The organism is Helicobacter mehlei (assembly GCF_007280785.1).
In the GTDB taxonomy this organism is placed as follows: domain Bacteria; phylum Campylobacterota; class Campylobacteria; order Campylobacterales; family Helicobacteraceae; genus Helicobacter; species Helicobacter mehlei.
The window spans coordinates 1-14,056 of record NZ_VKGC01000028.1; the positions used below are offsets into that span (position 1 = coordinate 1).

Sequence of the window (14,056 nt, forward strand, 5' to 3'; positions counted from 1 at the left end):
TCAGTCTGTAGGATTTTTTGTTAAAACACCCTTTTATCTTTGCTTGAAGGCTTGCTATGGGACAAAAAGAGTTGTTGCAAGAATTTGTAGAGATGGAGCACGCAGACACAGGGAAGAAAAATCGGACTTGTCATCAGAACAAAAACCCAAACCCATCCAAAGCGGGTAGGAAAACCCCCCTTCTCCACTACTCTACCGGCTACGCCCCACCTTCACCATGCGGTTTCTTAGCTGGGCTAAACTCTCTTGCAGGGGGATTTCTTTAGGGCAGGTGTCATGGCAACCAATCAAACTCATGCACCCAAAGATCCCATCGTCATCGCCCACTAATTCGTAAAAATCCTCATCGGTGCGCTCGTCATGCGAATCGATGAGAAAGCGCATCGCGCGGTTTAGCCCAGCAGCCCCGATGAAATTTTCACGCATGAGTTTTGTCCCGCACGCAGCGATGCAACACCCACATTCAATACAGCGATCCAACTCAAACACCGCTTGGGCTTCATCGGGGTCTATGCGCTCTTCAGGCTGGGTAATGTCCACCTCTTTGCGGTGGTGCGCCCAGCTTTCCACGCGCTTGGTCATGCTAAAAAACCACTCTCCGGTATTCACGCTCAAATCCTTAATCAAGGGGAAGGAGGGCATGGGCATGAGCGTGATCACCCCCTCGCTGTAGCTAGAAGTGAGAGTCTTGCACGCCAAGCGCGGGCGGCCATTGACCATCATCGCACAGCTCCCACAAATCCCCGCCCGGCACACAAAATCAAAACTCAAATCCGGATCCAAGGTCTCGCGAATAATGCCCAAAGCGATAAAAAGCGTCATGGAGGGGATTTCTTCGAGTTGATACTCCTTAAAATGGGGTTTAGACACCGCGCTTTGGGGGTCAAACTTTAGGGCTTTGATGGTGATGGTGCGACTCATGAGTTTTCTCCTAGTCTGATGTTGCGGGCTTTGTACTGGGGTTGTAAATCAAAGGGCATGAGGGCTTCTTGCAGGGCGTAGCGATCCCCCCCGCGCGCTTTGATCTCTTCGGTGATTTTGGCGATTTGGGCATCTCTTTCCTCTTTAAGGGGGTGGGGGATGAAATTGCCCTTAGCCCCATAACCCCTAAAGTCCGGGCTAAGTTCCATAGTCATGATGTCCAAGTCCTCATAGCTCAAGGTGGGCAAAGTTTGAGCAGGGTCCTCCCATGAGGCTAGAGTGCGCTTCAACCAGTTAGCGTCATCTCTTTTAGGATAATCCATGCGGGTGTGCGCCCCGCGGCTCTCCGTGCGATCCAGCGCGCCCTTAGAGATACACAACGCCAGCTTGAGCATTTTTTGGGTGCGGTACGCGTCTTCTAATTCGGGATTATTATGGGTTTTCTTGTTTTTGACATGGATATGCAAGGCGCGTTTGTAGAGCTCTTCTAATTCATGTACAGCCTCTTCTAAGATCGCGCCCTCTCTAAAAACCCCGACCTTTTCATCCATAATCTCGCGCATGCGCTCCCTAATTTGATAAACATCTTCCTTGCCCTCATTGTGCAAAAGCCCTTGCAAGTGATCTTGGGTGTGTTGGATAAAATTCTGGGCGATTTGGGTATTGATGTCTATGCTGGCTTGCGCGCAGTGCTGGGCGAAATAATCCCCAATGATCATCCCAGCGACCACCGCCTCGCTCACCGAATTTCCCCCCAAGCGGTTAAACCCATGCAAATCCCAACACGCCGCCTCACCCGCACAAAAGAGCCCCTTTAGATGGCTCTCGCCCTTGTAATTGGTGCGCAAACCCCCCATAGAATAGTGTTGCATGGGCTTGATGGGCACCCAGCCCTTTTGTTTGGGCGCGCCTGGGCCAAATTGTTCTTCATCTGTGGGCATGTCTTTCATGTTGTCTTGAGTTTCCACGCTGTCATCTGCCGCGTCAATGCCCGCAAAGGTTTTAGCGATGTCATGGACATCTCGTAGGTTTTTTTCTACATGTTCGCGGCCTAAAATGGCGATGTCCAACCACACATGGTCGCCATAGGGGGAGGGCGCGCCATAGCCCTTTTTAATGTGCTCCAAAATGCGCCGACTCACCACATCACGGCTAGCTAGCTCTTTTTTCTCAGGCTCATAAGCGGGCATGAATCTGCGCCCAAATTTATCGCGCAAAATCCCCCCATCGCCTCTGCACCCCTCTGTCATCAAAATCCCACTAGGCACTAGCGCGGTGGGGTGAAACTGCACGGCTTCCATGTTGCCTAGCTTGGCCACTCCGGTTTCTAGCGCGCAAGCAATCCCCACCCCATCGCAAATCACCGCGTTGGTGGTGTGCTTATAGACTCGCCCATAGCCCCCGGTGGCTAGTAGCGTGCCCTTAGAGACATAGGCACTCAAACCCCCGGTGATGAGATCGCGCACCACCGCCCCATAACACACGCCCTCATGGTGGATTAGAGTTAAAACCTCTTTGCGATCTTGAATATCCACATTGTAGCGCAACGCTTCGTTAGCGACTGCATAGAGCATGGTATGCCCGGTGGCATCGGCCGTAAAGCAGGTGCGCCACTTTTTAGTCCCCCCAAAGTCGCGGCTTTGGATATAGCCGTGGCGATCCTCTCTCTCGGTGATAGTAACATGCTCGCCATTGATGACGGCCTTGCGATCGCCCTTTTTAATGCGCGTCCAGGGCACCCCCCAGCTAGCCAACTCCCTAATGGCTTTGGGCGCGGTGGTTACAAACATGCGCGCCACTTGCTGATCGCAACCCCAGTCGCTCCCTTTCACCGTATCCAAAAAGTGTAGGTCTTCATTGTCTCCCTCGCTCATCTTGGCATTGCCCAAACTCGCCTGCATCCCCCCTTGGGCGGCAGCCGAGTGGGAACGCCTTACAGGCACTAAAGAGAGCACGATGGTGTGCAACCCCCTTTGTTTGCACGCAATGCTCGCGCGCAAACCCGCCAAGCCCCCGCCCACCACTAACGCATCGCAATAGATAATGTTCATTCTTTTCCTTCCTTGTGCAATTCTTCATCTAGTTGGATCGCCTGCTGTATGCTCATGATCCCCTCATGTTTTTGGGTGAGCCCCTTTTTGACATAAGCCCCATAAGTGAGCAAACCTAGCACGATGAAAAACGCGCTCATGCCCCATTTGGCTTTGCGCAAGCCCTCAATGCCCAAATTCTTAAACCAACCCCATTTGATGGCTAGGCGATAGAGCCCAATAGAGCCATGCAACTCCACAGCAAAGAGCAAGAAGATATAGAGCAACCAAAAATGTTGGCTCACAAAGCGATAAGAAGAGGCATGCGGTCCGATACTATGGGGCGCGGTGAGCATCACAAAGAGATGCACGCTAGCCAAGAAGAACATCGCAAAGCCCGTACCCACTTGGATAAACCATAGCGTGGTGTCGCCATGTTGCATCAAATGCTTGTGCGTCTTGAAGATTTTGTATTGGCGGTAGTTGATGGGGAATTTGCGCAACGCCAAAAAGGCATGCGCGACTAAGATCACAATCACCCCGGCCGCTACCGCGCTCACAATAGCCGGCTCGCCCGCCTTGATGAACAAACTCCCCTCAAAAAACTTTGTTACCGCGTACATCGCGCGATCGCTAATCAAAATACTGCTCACAAAGAACATATGCGCGATCATAAACAACGCCAAGACAAGCCCGGTCGCGCTCTGCCAAAAATCCAATTTCGCATACGCCCCGCTTTTCTTGCGCTCTGTAGTAACCCCGTAGTAACCCTCTATGATCTCCTCTTGCTGCATGCGCTCTCCTCAAATTTTCACAAAATGATAGCAAAATTACGGTATTTTTCAGTTATCTTTGCCATCTTTTGCTAAGATAGCAGAAACTAGATTGTGGATTTTTGCTAGGAGAGTATTTTGAAGTATGTTTTGGCTAATTTTAAATCTTATGCGATCGATTTGTTGCCCTATTTGGAACGCCTAGATAGTAGCCTAGATGCCAAGCTAGCTCCTTATGTAGTGCTCCTCCCCCCCATTTTAGAATTAGGGCAAGTCCAGCATGCGTATGCGCATTTTTCTTTGGGGGCACAAAATGCCTACCCCGCATTAGAGGGGGCCTTTAGCGGTGAGGTTACCCTGCAAGCCTTGCAAAAGAGACAAATTAAAAGCGTGTTGATCGGGCATAGCGAAAGGCGTTTGCTAGAGAGCGATTCTTTTTGTACAGAAAAATTCCACTTTTTTAAATCCCATCATTTCCAAATTATCTTTTGCATTGGCGAGTCTTTGGAGCTAAGAGAACAAGGAGAGAAAGCACTTGTTGCGCACTTGTTAAAACAGCTTGAGGGGATCGACCTAGACTACCCAAAACTTATCGTGGCTTACGAGCCTATTTGGGCAATTGGTACGGGCGTGAGTGCACAGAGTAGCGATATTGCTAACACTTTATGTGCCCTTAAAGCAGGTTTGCGCCAAGCGGGGCGCACTATTCCTTTGATGGTCTATGGCGGGAGTGTGCAGACAAGTAATGCCACAGAGATTTTGGACTTGGCAGAGGTGGATGGTGTGCTTGTAGGCAAGGCGTGTTTAGATTTGGACTCCTTGTTAGAGATCATTAGAATTAGTGCTTGTAAGGAGTTAGCATGACCTTAGATACATTGTTGCAAACTTATAAATTAGAGGTTACCAAACCCCAAAATTTTAAGGATTTTGAGGTGGCTGGGATTGCTCCCCTAGAAGTAGCCACTCCCAACCACTTAAGTTATGTGGATCAAAAATCCTATTTGAAAAAACTCAAAGACACCAAAGCCGGGGCGATCTTCATCCGTGCTGAGTTTGTGAGCAAAGTGCCCGCAAGTAGCCTAGCTCTTATTAGTCCAAACCCCCACCTAGCCTTTGCGCAGGTTTCAGAGGCTTTCAAGCGTGCGATGTTTGCCCGCCCCATTGAGCCCCACCCTCCCAAATTGGCTGAGGGCGTGGTTTTAATGCCCGGGGTGGTCTTGGGAGAAAATGTAGAAGTGGGCGAGGGGAGCGTGCTGATGGCTAATGTGGTGGTGGGCGATGGGGTAAAGATCGGGGCGCATTGTCAAATTTACCCCAATGTTACCATTTATCAGAATACCTTAATTGGCAACCATGTTTATATCCATGCTAATAGCGTAATTGGGAGCGATGGTTTTGGTTACGCCCACACAGCCCAAGGCGAGCATGTCAAGATCGAACACACCGGCATTGTGCAAATTGATGATGATGTAGAAATCGGGGCGAACACCACCATCGATCGCGCTGTTTTTGGGATCACCCACATTAAAAAGGGAGTCAAAATTGATAACTTGGTGCAAGTGGGGCATAATTGCGTGCTAGGCGAGCATTCCATCATCGTTTCTCAAGTGGGGCTTTCAGGCTCCACCACGATGGGGCGCAATGTGGTTTTAGGCGGGCAGGTGGGCACGGGGGGGCATATGCACATTGGGGAATTTACCCAAATTGGGGGCAAGGGGGCGGTGGGCAAGGATTTACCCCCCCATACCAATTACGCCGGGGCGATCCCGGCAATGGAGATTCATGAATGGCATCACTTTTTAGCCACATTGCGCCGCTTTGCCAAAAAGCAAAAACCTAGCCTGATTGACAAGGCTAAGGGCTTGTGGAAACGCTAATGGCAGAACTCACACGCACCCAAAAAATCAAATCCATTATTGCAGCTAGTAGTGGGAATTTAGTGGAATGGTTTGATTTTTACATTTATGCCTTTAGTGCTACTTACTTTGCCCATGCTTTTTCAGAGTCTAGCAATCCTGTTACCCAGCAAATCCAAGCTTTTGGGATTTTTGCGGTAGGTTTTTTTGTGCGTCCTTTGGGCTCTTGGCTTTTTGGCTCTTTAGCCGATAAAGTTGGGCGCAAAAAATCCATGGTGATCTCGGTTTTGATGATGGCGGCCGGCTCTTTTATGATCGCAGCACTGCCGAGTAAAGATGTGGTGGGCGACTGGGCGATTTTATTGTTGCTCTTGGCACGCCTCATCCAAGGTTTGAGCGTGGGCGGGGAATATGGCATTGTGGCGACCTATTTAGCCGAATTGGCCACCCCGGGCAAACGCGGGTTTTACTCCTCCTTTCAATATGTAACCCTCATTGGGGGACAATTCTTAGCAGTAGCTAGCATCGCTATTTTACTTTTATTTTTCAGTGTTGAGCAGATGAGTGCCTATGCGTGGCGGTTTTTATTTGCACTGGGTGGGGTATTGGCACTCGGATCGCTCTTTATGCGCCGGGTTATGGATGAGAGTTCCAGCAAACTAGAAGAACACACCGATCGGGGCACGATTAAGGCGTTAATTCCCCATTGGCGTGCTTTTATTATTGTCATGGTGATCACAGCCGGGGGCTCGCTAGCCTTTTATACCATCACCACTTACGCCAAAACCTTCGTTGAAAATGCCGGCATGGCCAAAACCGCCGTGAATGATATTTTTTTAATAGCATTGGCAATTTTGATGTTAATTCAGCCCCTCTTTGGCTATATTGGAGATAAAATCGGGCACAAACATGCCGTAACGCTCTTTTCGGTTTTAGCCTTTGTGGGGATTTACCCGCTCTTTAATCTGTTAAGACACCACGCCCACCAGCCCGGAGCGATCTTTATGGGCGTGGTGAGCTTGTTTGTGATTTTGAGTTTTTATACCTCTGTGGCGGGTATTTTCAAGGCCAAGCTTTTCCCCGAACATGTGCGCGCGCTGGGCACGGGTTTTAGTTTTGCGATTGGGAATGCCATTTTTGGCGGGACAGCCCCCTATGTCGCTTTGAAATTTAAAAGTGTCCAGATGGAAAATGGTTTTTTTGTCTATGTGGCTGTGATCATGGCCGCCATGTTTGTGGCTTCTTTATGCTTGCCTAAAAAGACAGATCTCGATTAGCTTGGAGTTTGAACGCGGGTGCTAGCGTTTCGCGTTGTTGGGCTTCTTTGCGCCCTGTTGTTTTCAGGCTGTCTTTCTACCATTGTCAAAAAGAATAGCACCTACCCCACCTATTCCTTAGAACTCTATAACCCCCTACAAACCCCTATTGCCCAGCCTTACATGGCAATCTTGGAACGCGATCGCTCTAAAAGTTTGGGGTTTTTGTTGCTCGATGGCAAGAGCGCGCTTTTACAGCGCATCGCCCTAATCCGCATGGCGACCCATAATATTGACATCCAAACCTATATCTACAAAAACGACATTTCTTCACGGGTGATGATGTTTGAGCTTTATAAGGCGGCTAATCGTGGCGTGAAAGTGCGGCTATTGATTGATGATAACGGATTAGACTCGGATATGTCCGATATTATCATGCTCAACACCCACCCCAATATTGATGTCAAAATCTTTAACCCCTATCGGTTACGCCATAGGGGTTTGCGTTATTTGGAGATGATTATCAGCTACGATCGCATTAAAAAACGCATGCACAATAAATTATTTATCGTGGATAATGTGGCGTTGGTGATTGGGGGGCGCAATATCGCCGATGTCTATTTTGACAATGATTTAGAAGAGAACTTTTTAGACATAGATGCGCTATTTTTGGGCGAAGTGGGTTTAGAAGCCAAAAAGAGCTTTTTAGAGTATTGGAACTACAAAAGTGCGATCCCAGCCAATTTATTGCCCAGCCACCATAAACTGAAAAAATATGCTAAAACCTATGCTAGCACCCTTTCTAAAATCCTGCACCCACCCGATCAACAAAATTACAACCAAGAGGTGCAAGACTTCATCCAAGATTTTATACACAAGAAAAACACCGGCTACTATGGTAGTGCCTCTTTTATTGCCGATAACCCTTCTAAGATCAACGCTCCATCCCCCTATTCTCCTATCAAGCAAGCCCTCAGCAATATTTTAGCCCACACGACTAACTCACTTTACATTGCCTCCTCATATCTCATCCCCGGGCATGCACTGCTCAAAACCTTTAAAAAAAAGCTCAAAGAGGGCTTAGAGATCAACATTTTAACTAACTCGTTATCCTCCACCGATGCGATTGTGGTTTATGGTGCGTGGGAACGTTATGCCAAAAAATTAGTCAAAGCCGGAGCGAATGTTTATGAAACCAAAAACGACTTTTTTAAGTATGTCAAATACACCTCCAAGGGCATTAAATATAAAATTAAAGGTCGTTTGAAAAACTCTTTACACAGCAAGATTCTCATTTTTGATGGGCGTAAAACTTGGATTGGTAGTTTCAACTTAGATGCGCGATCGGCGCAAATCAACACCGAATCGGTAGTGATCTTTGATAATAGCACCTTTGCTACGCACCTACAAAACTTGATGCAAGAACAAATGCAAGAAAGCTGGCACTTAGTGCTAGAAAAGTGTAAATTACGCCAGCATTTAGTATGGGAGGGTGTGGAGGGTGGGCAGGTGATCTGGCACACCAAACCCCCCAACACTTCCCCCTTTTTACGCTTCATTAAAAATTGGTCTAAGATTTTGCCCGAGAGCGAGCTATAAGCCCAAGCCCAGCTACGCTATAATACCCTTTTTACAAGGAGTTCCCATGTCCCATAAATATAAAGACAGAGTTAAGAATCTCATCGCCGAGTTGGAAAAAGATTTGTTCGAGCGTGAGGAATGCGTGCGCTTGGTGTTGTTAGCGATGTTTGCGGGCAAAGCGATCTTTTTATACGGACCGCCCGGCACCGCAAAATCCATGATCGCCAGAAAAGTCAGCCTTGCCTTTGGCACACCTGAAGATATTTTTGGTCCCCTTGACATCGGGCAACTCAAACAAATATAAGTTGATACGCAAGACTGAAGTCTACCTCCCTACAAACTCTTAAGGCTCAATCCCTATCAAAATCAATGGCACGGCTGGGGTGTTGCGCCCTTGTCTGTAGAGATTATACACCTCACTTTCATAATAGGCGATCCCGCTTGACATTTGCGCGCACATCGCTTTAGTGGGGACGATCTCAATGCCCACATCAATAGCATTAGCGACAAAAAAGGCCATGTGTTTTACAAAGAGATCGTAGAAGGCATATTTGCCAAACTGCAGTTCTATAGCGATGCGCTCTTTTAAAAAGTCGGTTTGGTTATAGGAAAAGTAGGCGATCTCTCCTTGTGCCTCTATGGCTTGCTTTTGCATTTCAGGGTTTAAATACATGGTTTCAAAGGCTAGAGATTGGTGGGGTGTGAGATAATAACTTTGCCTATTTTCTAGCCAACCCAAAGCATTTAAAGAAACCTCAAAAGCCTTGTTGATCTCTGCTGGAGAAAATAAGCGATTGCCTTGTCTGCCTCTTTCTTGCGAGATTTTTGTTTGGCACACATAGGCATTGGTGTTAAGAATAACACTCTGTATCTCTTGCCACAAATCCAAGTGATGGACTTGTAAAAACTCTAGTCCATTGAGATGGGAGTGCCAATACGCGATTTTCAATAAGCCCCCAACCCGCGCCACTCCTCTGGCACGCGCGCCACGCTGTCGTTCTTGGGCGTGTAAATTTCTTGGCTCATCTCACGCCATTTGAGCGTGCCTTTAAAGAAGTCTAGCACCCTCTCTCGAGCGATTTGGCAATACAGCTCTTTTTTTTCTACACAGAGGGCTTTTCTGCCATTTTTAAGCGCGCTGATTAGCGTTGTCCCCACCCCACCAAAGGGATCTAAAATGCGCTCCCCGGGATTGCTCAAAGCTAAAATGAGGCGATCAACTAATTCTATGGGGAATTGGCAAGGGTGGGCGGTTTTTTCTACATGGTTGCTCTTGACATTGACAATGTCCCAAATCTGGCACTCCCAATCTCTGAGCACAATCTCCCACACATCTGCCGGGTTCTTGCCCTTGGGGTTGCCCGAGAGTTGTCCTTTTTTTGTGCCCTTAAAGTGGCGCTTGCCCGGGTATTTGGCCGGCACGCGCACGCTATCCAAGTTAAAAGTATAAGTATCGCTCTTGCTAAACCAGAGTATGGTTTCATAACGCCCGCTAAATCTAAGCTTGGAGTGCAAGCCATGCCCAAATTTCCAAATGATGCGGTTTCTCAGCCTAAAGCCCAAATCCTTAAAGAGGGGATAAAAGTAAATGTCTAGGGGATAGACCTCTTTATCTTTGATGAAATTACCCACCTGCCATGCAACACTCCCACTCTCTTTAAGCACTCTTTTTAGCCCCTTTAACACAGGTTCAAACGCGCTTAAATAGTCATCTAAACTCCTTGTCTTTTCATAATCCTTACCCACATTATAAGGGGGTGAAGTGATGATGCAATCAAAGCTAGAGTCCTCTATTTGTGCCAAAATATCCAAAATAGAGCCGTTGAGAATCATTGTATTAACCCTTTATAGGTAGCACAACTTCCATGTGTGCTTATATTTAAATTCGCTTAACTCGCACCCATGTCCACAACACCAACGCAAAGAGAGCAGAATGTCTAACAAAAAAGGTATTTTAGTCTAAAAGGCTTTAGAGTGCAATAGAACTTTAATTAAAGTCAACTTAGAGCAAGAGGATTTAGCCAAGGTTACACGCCAAGAGTTTTACACCCACAACCCTCGAGTGCATTTAAGTTTTATCCACCACACACCAAACCAACAAACACCCCCTAGAGCATAAGGCAAAAATCAGTCGGTTCAATCTTGCTTTTTTTAGCCCGCTCTCTTTGCATTGCCCGCAACTGGCTGGCTTGAAAAATCTTAGACAATAGCGGGGAGCAAAGCCCCAAGGGGAGGGTCAAAAGCTTTAAGCCACACCAAGCGTCTATAAGCTCTAAAAACGCTACAAACAAAGGCCTTAAAAAATCCAATACGAGGAAGGTGTCTCTTATGAAATTCTATAACCGCAATGGCAAGCTATATCTAGAGCAGTATATCGAGGGCAAATGGGACCGCAAAAGCCTATTTTGCGATGATACCCCGGATAACCGGGCGATGTGGGCTATCAAGTTGGGCATGAACCGCAAGCTAAAGGCTAAGGCCAAGTTTAAGCCCGTGAAAAAACAAGGCGGCGGGGTGGTGGCCCAAGAATGGCGGATCAAAGTCGCCTTTGTTGTGGATCAGTTGATGGAAACTTACGCCCACCTCAAAGAAACCAGCCAAACCCATACCCGCCAGATTATGGATCGGGTGTTGGAGTTGCTGGATCACCCCGTCTATATGGGCGAGATTGACAAGCCCACGCTGCACCAGTTTTACAACAAGTTGGCCGCAAGAGGCTATGCGCGCAGCTATACAAGTGCCATCATCAAAATGCTCCAAAAGCTTTTAGATTTTGCAATGGTGATGGACTACATCGACCTTAATCCCTTTTTCAAACGCAAGCTAAAGACCCCCACACCGTCTAAGAAGAAGCCCCTAAGCGATGCAGAAGTTACGGCAATCATCAGCACTTGCAAGCCGGGCATCTTCTGCACTTATCTAGTTGTCGCTATTTTCACGGGGGCGCGTATGGGTGAAATTTTAGCCCTAAGGCGATCTGACATTGATTTTGAACGCAACACGATCCGTATAGAGCGCGCCATCAACCAGCTAGGCAAGATCACCACGCCCAAGACTGAGAGCTCCATCAGAACCATTGAGATGCCCGACCCGGTAAAATCGCCTTTTGAAGCACATTGAGCAAAACGGGCTGGGGGCAAATGATGCGCTTTTTGCCCATGGCAAGTACCGCCGCTTGAGCTTTGAGCGTCCTTGGAGGCGTTTGTTGGCCCAATGCGGGATCGCTCACCGGTGTTTGTATTCTACCCGCCATACTTTTGCTAGCTTGATGCTCAGCAGTGGGGGCTAATGTCTTGCGCACAAGTGCCATGCTAGGGCACAATAACGCTAATGTAACCCTTAGGGCTTATGCGGCCTATCTGCCCAAACAAGTTTTAATCATCTCTCTCTTTTTTTAACCACAACCCCAATCTAGGAGTCTCCCCATGCAACAACAAAAGCAAGCATTAACCCCGCTCATCTGCAAATACAACCCACAAGCCAATTATTCGGCCCTGCCCAATGAGATTTAAATGCGGGCTTTGCGCGCAAGAAATCGCCATTTTGGCCTACATCAACCACCTACCCGCTGAATGGAGTTTAAGCACCGCAGAGCTGGGTAAGGCCTTAGGTTTGGGGCTCAACACCACGTTAAAATACTTACGCCACCTGAAGGCCAAAGGGTTACTAGAAGTGCATTTTTTGCGCGCACAGAGGGGGCGGCTCAATGGCTTAACCCAATGGGTTTTGCACATGCCCACAGCCCAGCAATTACAGCCCGCCAAAAATGACTATCCGCCAAAAAATGGCGGAATGCCGCAAAAATCCAAAAGCAAGCCCAAAGCCCGCAAGGCAGGCAATGCAACAGATTGCCAAAAAATGGCGGCCAGCGCAGATAAGGGCACTCCCACTATCCGCCAAAATTTGAACCCCTTCTTAATAAACTATTTCAAGAAACATGAAAAACCTAAACGCGCATGCACGCATGCGCATGGGAAACAACGCCAAAGCGTTGTTTTTAAAGGGTTGAAACACACTAAAGGAGTCAAGGGCAAAGATTTATATTTTGAGTGGAAAAACTACAAGGAGGGCTTAAAAAAGCAAGAAAGCGAACTAATCAGCTCCACCACCCAGTAAGTCCAACGGCTCAACGGGCTGAACACCAAGGAACAAGAAGCTTTTAGCCGTTTCATAGCGCACTTGCAAGAGCTCACCGGCAAGACCATTACCTACCAGCGCAAACAAGCCCATTTGCGCACCAGCCAAAACGCCTTATTACTGGAGAGTCTCTATTTGGCACTAGAAGCCTTCAGCACCGAGAATCTCTACATCCGCGCATTTTTGCAAACCCAAAGCTACTGGCAGGACTTGAGGAGGGCGATGCAACTAGAAATTAAGCCCGGCTTGCTGGAAGCGACGATCGTTAGAAGTGTGGTTATTTATCCGGAGTATGCTGAAGAGTTGCTAGAGGGCTTGCCTCTTGAAGAGTTTGACACCCCCCACCGGCTCATCTTAGAAGCCGTGTTGAAGCTCAAAGAACTGGGTAAGCCCGTGTTTTTAGGGTCATTAGTGGATATTTTGGGGGAGAAATTCAGCACAAGCAAGGAATTTATCGGTCTGTTTGGGGATCAGGCGATCGAACCCCAGTTGCACTATTTGCCCCTTAAAGAGGACTTGCGGGAGTGGTTGCTCATCAAAGTCCAACGCCGGCTAACGCAGTTATGGCAAGTCTACTTCATCAAAAACAAGATGGGCAGGTCTTCTTATAAAAAGTGTTTCTTCAAGGTGGACCCTGAAAGCTATTGCTTTATCCAGCTAGAGGAGCACAACGACAATAAAAAGCCCAAAGATGACGGCGATGGTTGGAATAAGAAAGCCCTAAACTTCTTAAAAGCCAACATTAACCATTGAAAGGAGAACCCATGCGGCAACACAACAATACCAAACGCGCCTACAGTCGCGAGCTTGTGCAGGCCTATGTTTTAACCGGCATAGGGAGTTCCTTTTTTGAACTCTGCTTAGATGGGGATAAGATTAACATTGCTTTTGACTCCAAGGACGGGACAGAGATCACCCAAATTAACCAGAACGCGACTTGTCTCGTGCCTGCCAGAGCCCTAAGCATTAAAAATCTGCGTTTTTTAAGCCTGCTGCACAAAGTGGGCGACATCTATGACCGCATGCTAATTGGTTGCCTACGGCCTAAAGGCGACATTGTGCATGTGCCCTTGCTCATCCCTTTTGCGGAGTTTATACGCTATGCCACCCACATCTACGCCAAGCCCGCAGGTGGTTTTAACGGTTCTAGCACAACCGTTATATTAAAACCAACCCCGCCCAACAAGGCGGGGCAACCACTAGCGCCATTATGCCACATTTTGGCTTAAAACTTTGCAAAAGCTATATCCAAAATTCAAAATTACCCCCTAACCAAGTGCCCACCATAGGGGGCTAGAGGGGTGTAATGCAAAGATTGTCATCAACCTTTGCCACTCTAGTTGGGCAAACTTGCGCCAATTTGGTTTTATCATCTTGGTGGGCTTGAGCTTGCTAGCCTTTTGGTATTAATTGCCCGTTTTGGCTATTAAAACGCTAAAGCATTTTGCAAAAGCCTAAGGGCTTTTGCTCATTAAACGCGTTGCGTTTAACCCTTGTTATAT

At 47.7% G+C, this 14,056-nt stretch carries 15 protein-coding genes; 10 read left to right on the plus strand and 5 right to left on the minus strand.

The features are described 5' to 3' along the window. Positions 1–192: 192 nt before the first annotated feature. Genes FNE76_RS07375 through FNE76_RS07385 form a run of 3 tightly spaced genes read right to left on the minus strand, consistent with a single transcriptional unit; the run spans position 193 to position 3,745 of the window. Positions 193–921: a fumarate reductase iron-sulfur subunit gene (locus FNE76_RS07375; protein ID WP_120948729.1), complete on the minus strand. Its 729-nt coding sequence runs from the start codon at positions 919–921 to the stop codon at positions 193–195. Next, positions 918–2,972, minus strand: coding sequence for a fumarate reductase flavoprotein subunit (locus tag FNE76_RS07380; protein WP_143928465.1), 2,055 nt, complete (start codon positions 2,970–2,972; stop codon positions 918–920). Before FNE76_RS07380 ends, FNE76_RS07375 begins: the two co-directional genes overlap by 4 nt. Beyond that, on the minus strand, positions 2,969–3,745 hold the full coding sequence (locus FNE76_RS07385; RefSeq protein ID WP_120948727.1) for a fumarate reductase cytochrome b subunit: 777 nt from the start codon (positions 3,743–3,745) through the stop codon (positions 2,969–2,971). Before FNE76_RS07385 ends, FNE76_RS07380 begins: the two co-directional genes overlap by 4 nt. A 114-nt stretch (positions 3,746–3,859) precedes the next feature. Between FNE76_RS07385 and FNE76_RS07390 the strand changes: the two genes are divergently transcribed. Genes FNE76_RS07390 through FNE76_RS07410 form a run of 5 tightly spaced genes read left to right on the plus strand, consistent with a single transcriptional unit; the run spans position 3,860 to position 8,721 of the window. Beyond that, positions 3,860–4,588 (plus strand): triose-phosphate isomerase, encoded by a 729-nt coding sequence (locus tag FNE76_RS07390; protein WP_185963030.1) that lies wholly within the window; start codon positions 3,860–3,862, stop codon positions 4,586–4,588. Further along, entirely contained in the window at positions 4,585–5,601 is a 1,017-nt protein-coding gene (gene lpxD / locus FNE76_RS07395) for a UDP-3-O-(3-hydroxymyristoyl)glucosamine N-acyltransferase (protein WP_120948725.1), read from the plus strand. Before FNE76_RS07390 ends, lpxD begins: the two co-directional genes overlap by 4 nt. Further along, entirely contained in the window at positions 5,601–6,857 is a 1,257-nt protein-coding gene (locus tag FNE76_RS07400; protein WP_185963029.1) for an MFS transporter, read from the plus strand. Before lpxD ends, FNE76_RS07400 begins: the two co-directional genes overlap by 1 nt. An 18-nt stretch (positions 6,858–6,875) precedes the next feature. Further along, on the plus strand, positions 6,876–8,435 hold the full coding sequence (locus FNE76_RS07405) for a phospholipase D family protein (RefSeq protein WP_120955955.1): 1,560 nt from the start codon (positions 6,876–6,878) through the stop codon (positions 8,433–8,435). Positions 8,436–8,481: 46 nt separating this feature from the next. Continuing rightward, positions 8,482–8,721: a regulator protein gene (locus tag FNE76_RS07410; protein ID WP_120948723.1), complete on the plus strand. Its 240-nt coding sequence runs from the start codon at positions 8,482–8,484 to the stop codon at positions 8,719–8,721. Positions 8,722–8,760: 39 nt separating this feature from the next. On the opposite strand, the gene FNE76_RS07415 is transcribed toward FNE76_RS07410, so the two are convergent. Together FNE76_RS07415 and FNE76_RS07420 are read right to left on the minus strand one after the other, a co-directional pair. After that, entirely contained in the window at positions 8,761–9,366 is a 606-nt protein-coding gene (locus FNE76_RS07415; RefSeq protein ID WP_120948722.1) for a BglII/BstYI family type II restriction endonuclease, read from the minus strand. After that, positions 9,363–10,250 (minus strand): DNA-methyltransferase, encoded by an 888-nt coding sequence (locus tag FNE76_RS07420; RefSeq protein WP_143928466.1) that lies wholly within the window; start codon positions 10,248–10,250, stop codon positions 9,363–9,365. The genes FNE76_RS07415 and FNE76_RS07420 overlap by 4 nt, the downstream gene beginning before the upstream one ends. A gap of 495 nt (positions 10,251–10,745) precedes the next feature. Here FNE76_RS07420 and FNE76_RS07425 point away from each other — a divergent pair, with 495 nt between their 5' ends. The 5 genes from FNE76_RS07425 (at position 10,746) to FNE76_RS07445 (ending at position 13,783) form a co-directional block, all read left to right on the plus strand. Next, positions 10,746–11,537: a tyrosine-type recombinase/integrase gene (locus FNE76_RS07425; RefSeq protein ID WP_120948720.1), complete on the plus strand. Its 792-nt coding sequence runs from the start codon at positions 10,746–10,748 to the stop codon at positions 11,535–11,537. After that, entirely contained in the window at positions 11,524–11,706 is a 183-nt protein-coding gene (locus tag FNE76_RS07430) for a hypothetical protein (RefSeq protein ID WP_120948719.1), read from the plus strand. Before FNE76_RS07425 ends, FNE76_RS07430 begins: the two co-directional genes overlap by 14 nt. A gap of 212 nt (positions 11,707–11,918) precedes the next feature. Further along, positions 11,919–12,533, plus strand: coding sequence for a hypothetical protein (locus FNE76_RS07435; RefSeq protein WP_120948718.1), 615 nt, complete (start codon positions 11,919–11,921; stop codon positions 12,531–12,533). A 63-nt stretch (positions 12,534–12,596) separates the two neighbouring features. Continuing rightward, positions 12,597–13,307, plus strand: coding sequence for a hypothetical protein (locus tag FNE76_RS07440; RefSeq protein WP_120948717.1), 711 nt, complete (start codon positions 12,597–12,599; stop codon positions 13,305–13,307). Positions 13,308–13,318: 11 nt separating this feature from the next. Beyond that, entirely contained in the window at positions 13,319–13,783 is a 465-nt protein-coding gene (locus FNE76_RS07445) for a hypothetical protein (RefSeq protein ID WP_120948716.1), read from the plus strand. Positions 13,784–14,056: the final 273 nt, after the last annotated feature.

Bases quoted from the DNA above. Each gene is read 5' to 3' on its own strand.
- FNE76_RS07375 (WP_120948729.1), bottom strand. From the start codon at position 921: ATGAGTCGCACCATCACCATCAAAGCCCTAAAGTTTGACCCCCAAAGC.
- FNE76_RS07380 (WP_143928465.1), bottom strand. From the start codon at position 2,972: ATGAACATTATCTATTGCGATGCGTTAGTGGTGGGCGGGGGCTTGGCG.
- FNE76_RS07385 (WP_120948727.1), bottom strand. From the start codon at position 3,745: ATGCAGCAAGAGGAGATCATAGAGGGTTACTACGGGGTTACTACAGAG.
- lpxD (WP_120948725.1), top strand. From the start codon at position 4,585: ATGACCTTAGATACATTGTTGCAAACTTATAAATTAGAGGTTACCAAA.
- FNE76_RS07400 (WP_185963029.1), top strand. From the start codon at position 5,601: ATGGCAGAACTCACACGCACCCAAAAAATCAAATCCATTATTGCAGCT.
- FNE76_RS07410 (WP_120948723.1), top strand. From the start codon at position 8,482: ATGTCCCATAAATATAAAGACAGAGTTAAGAATCTCATCGCCGAGTTG.
- FNE76_RS07420 (WP_143928466.1), bottom strand. From the start codon at position 10,250: ATGATTCTCAACGGCTCTATTTTGGATATTTTGGCACAAATAGAGGAC.
- FNE76_RS07425 (WP_120948720.1), top strand. From the start codon at position 10,746: ATGAAATTCTATAACCGCAATGGCAAGCTATATCTAGAGCAGTATATC.
- FNE76_RS07435 (WP_120948718.1), top strand. From the start codon at position 11,919: ATGAGATTTAAATGCGGGCTTTGCGCGCAAGAAATCGCCATTTTGGCC.
- FNE76_RS07445 (WP_120948716.1), top strand. From the start codon at position 13,319: ATGCGGCAACACAACAATACCAAACGCGCCTACAGTCGCGAGCTTGTG.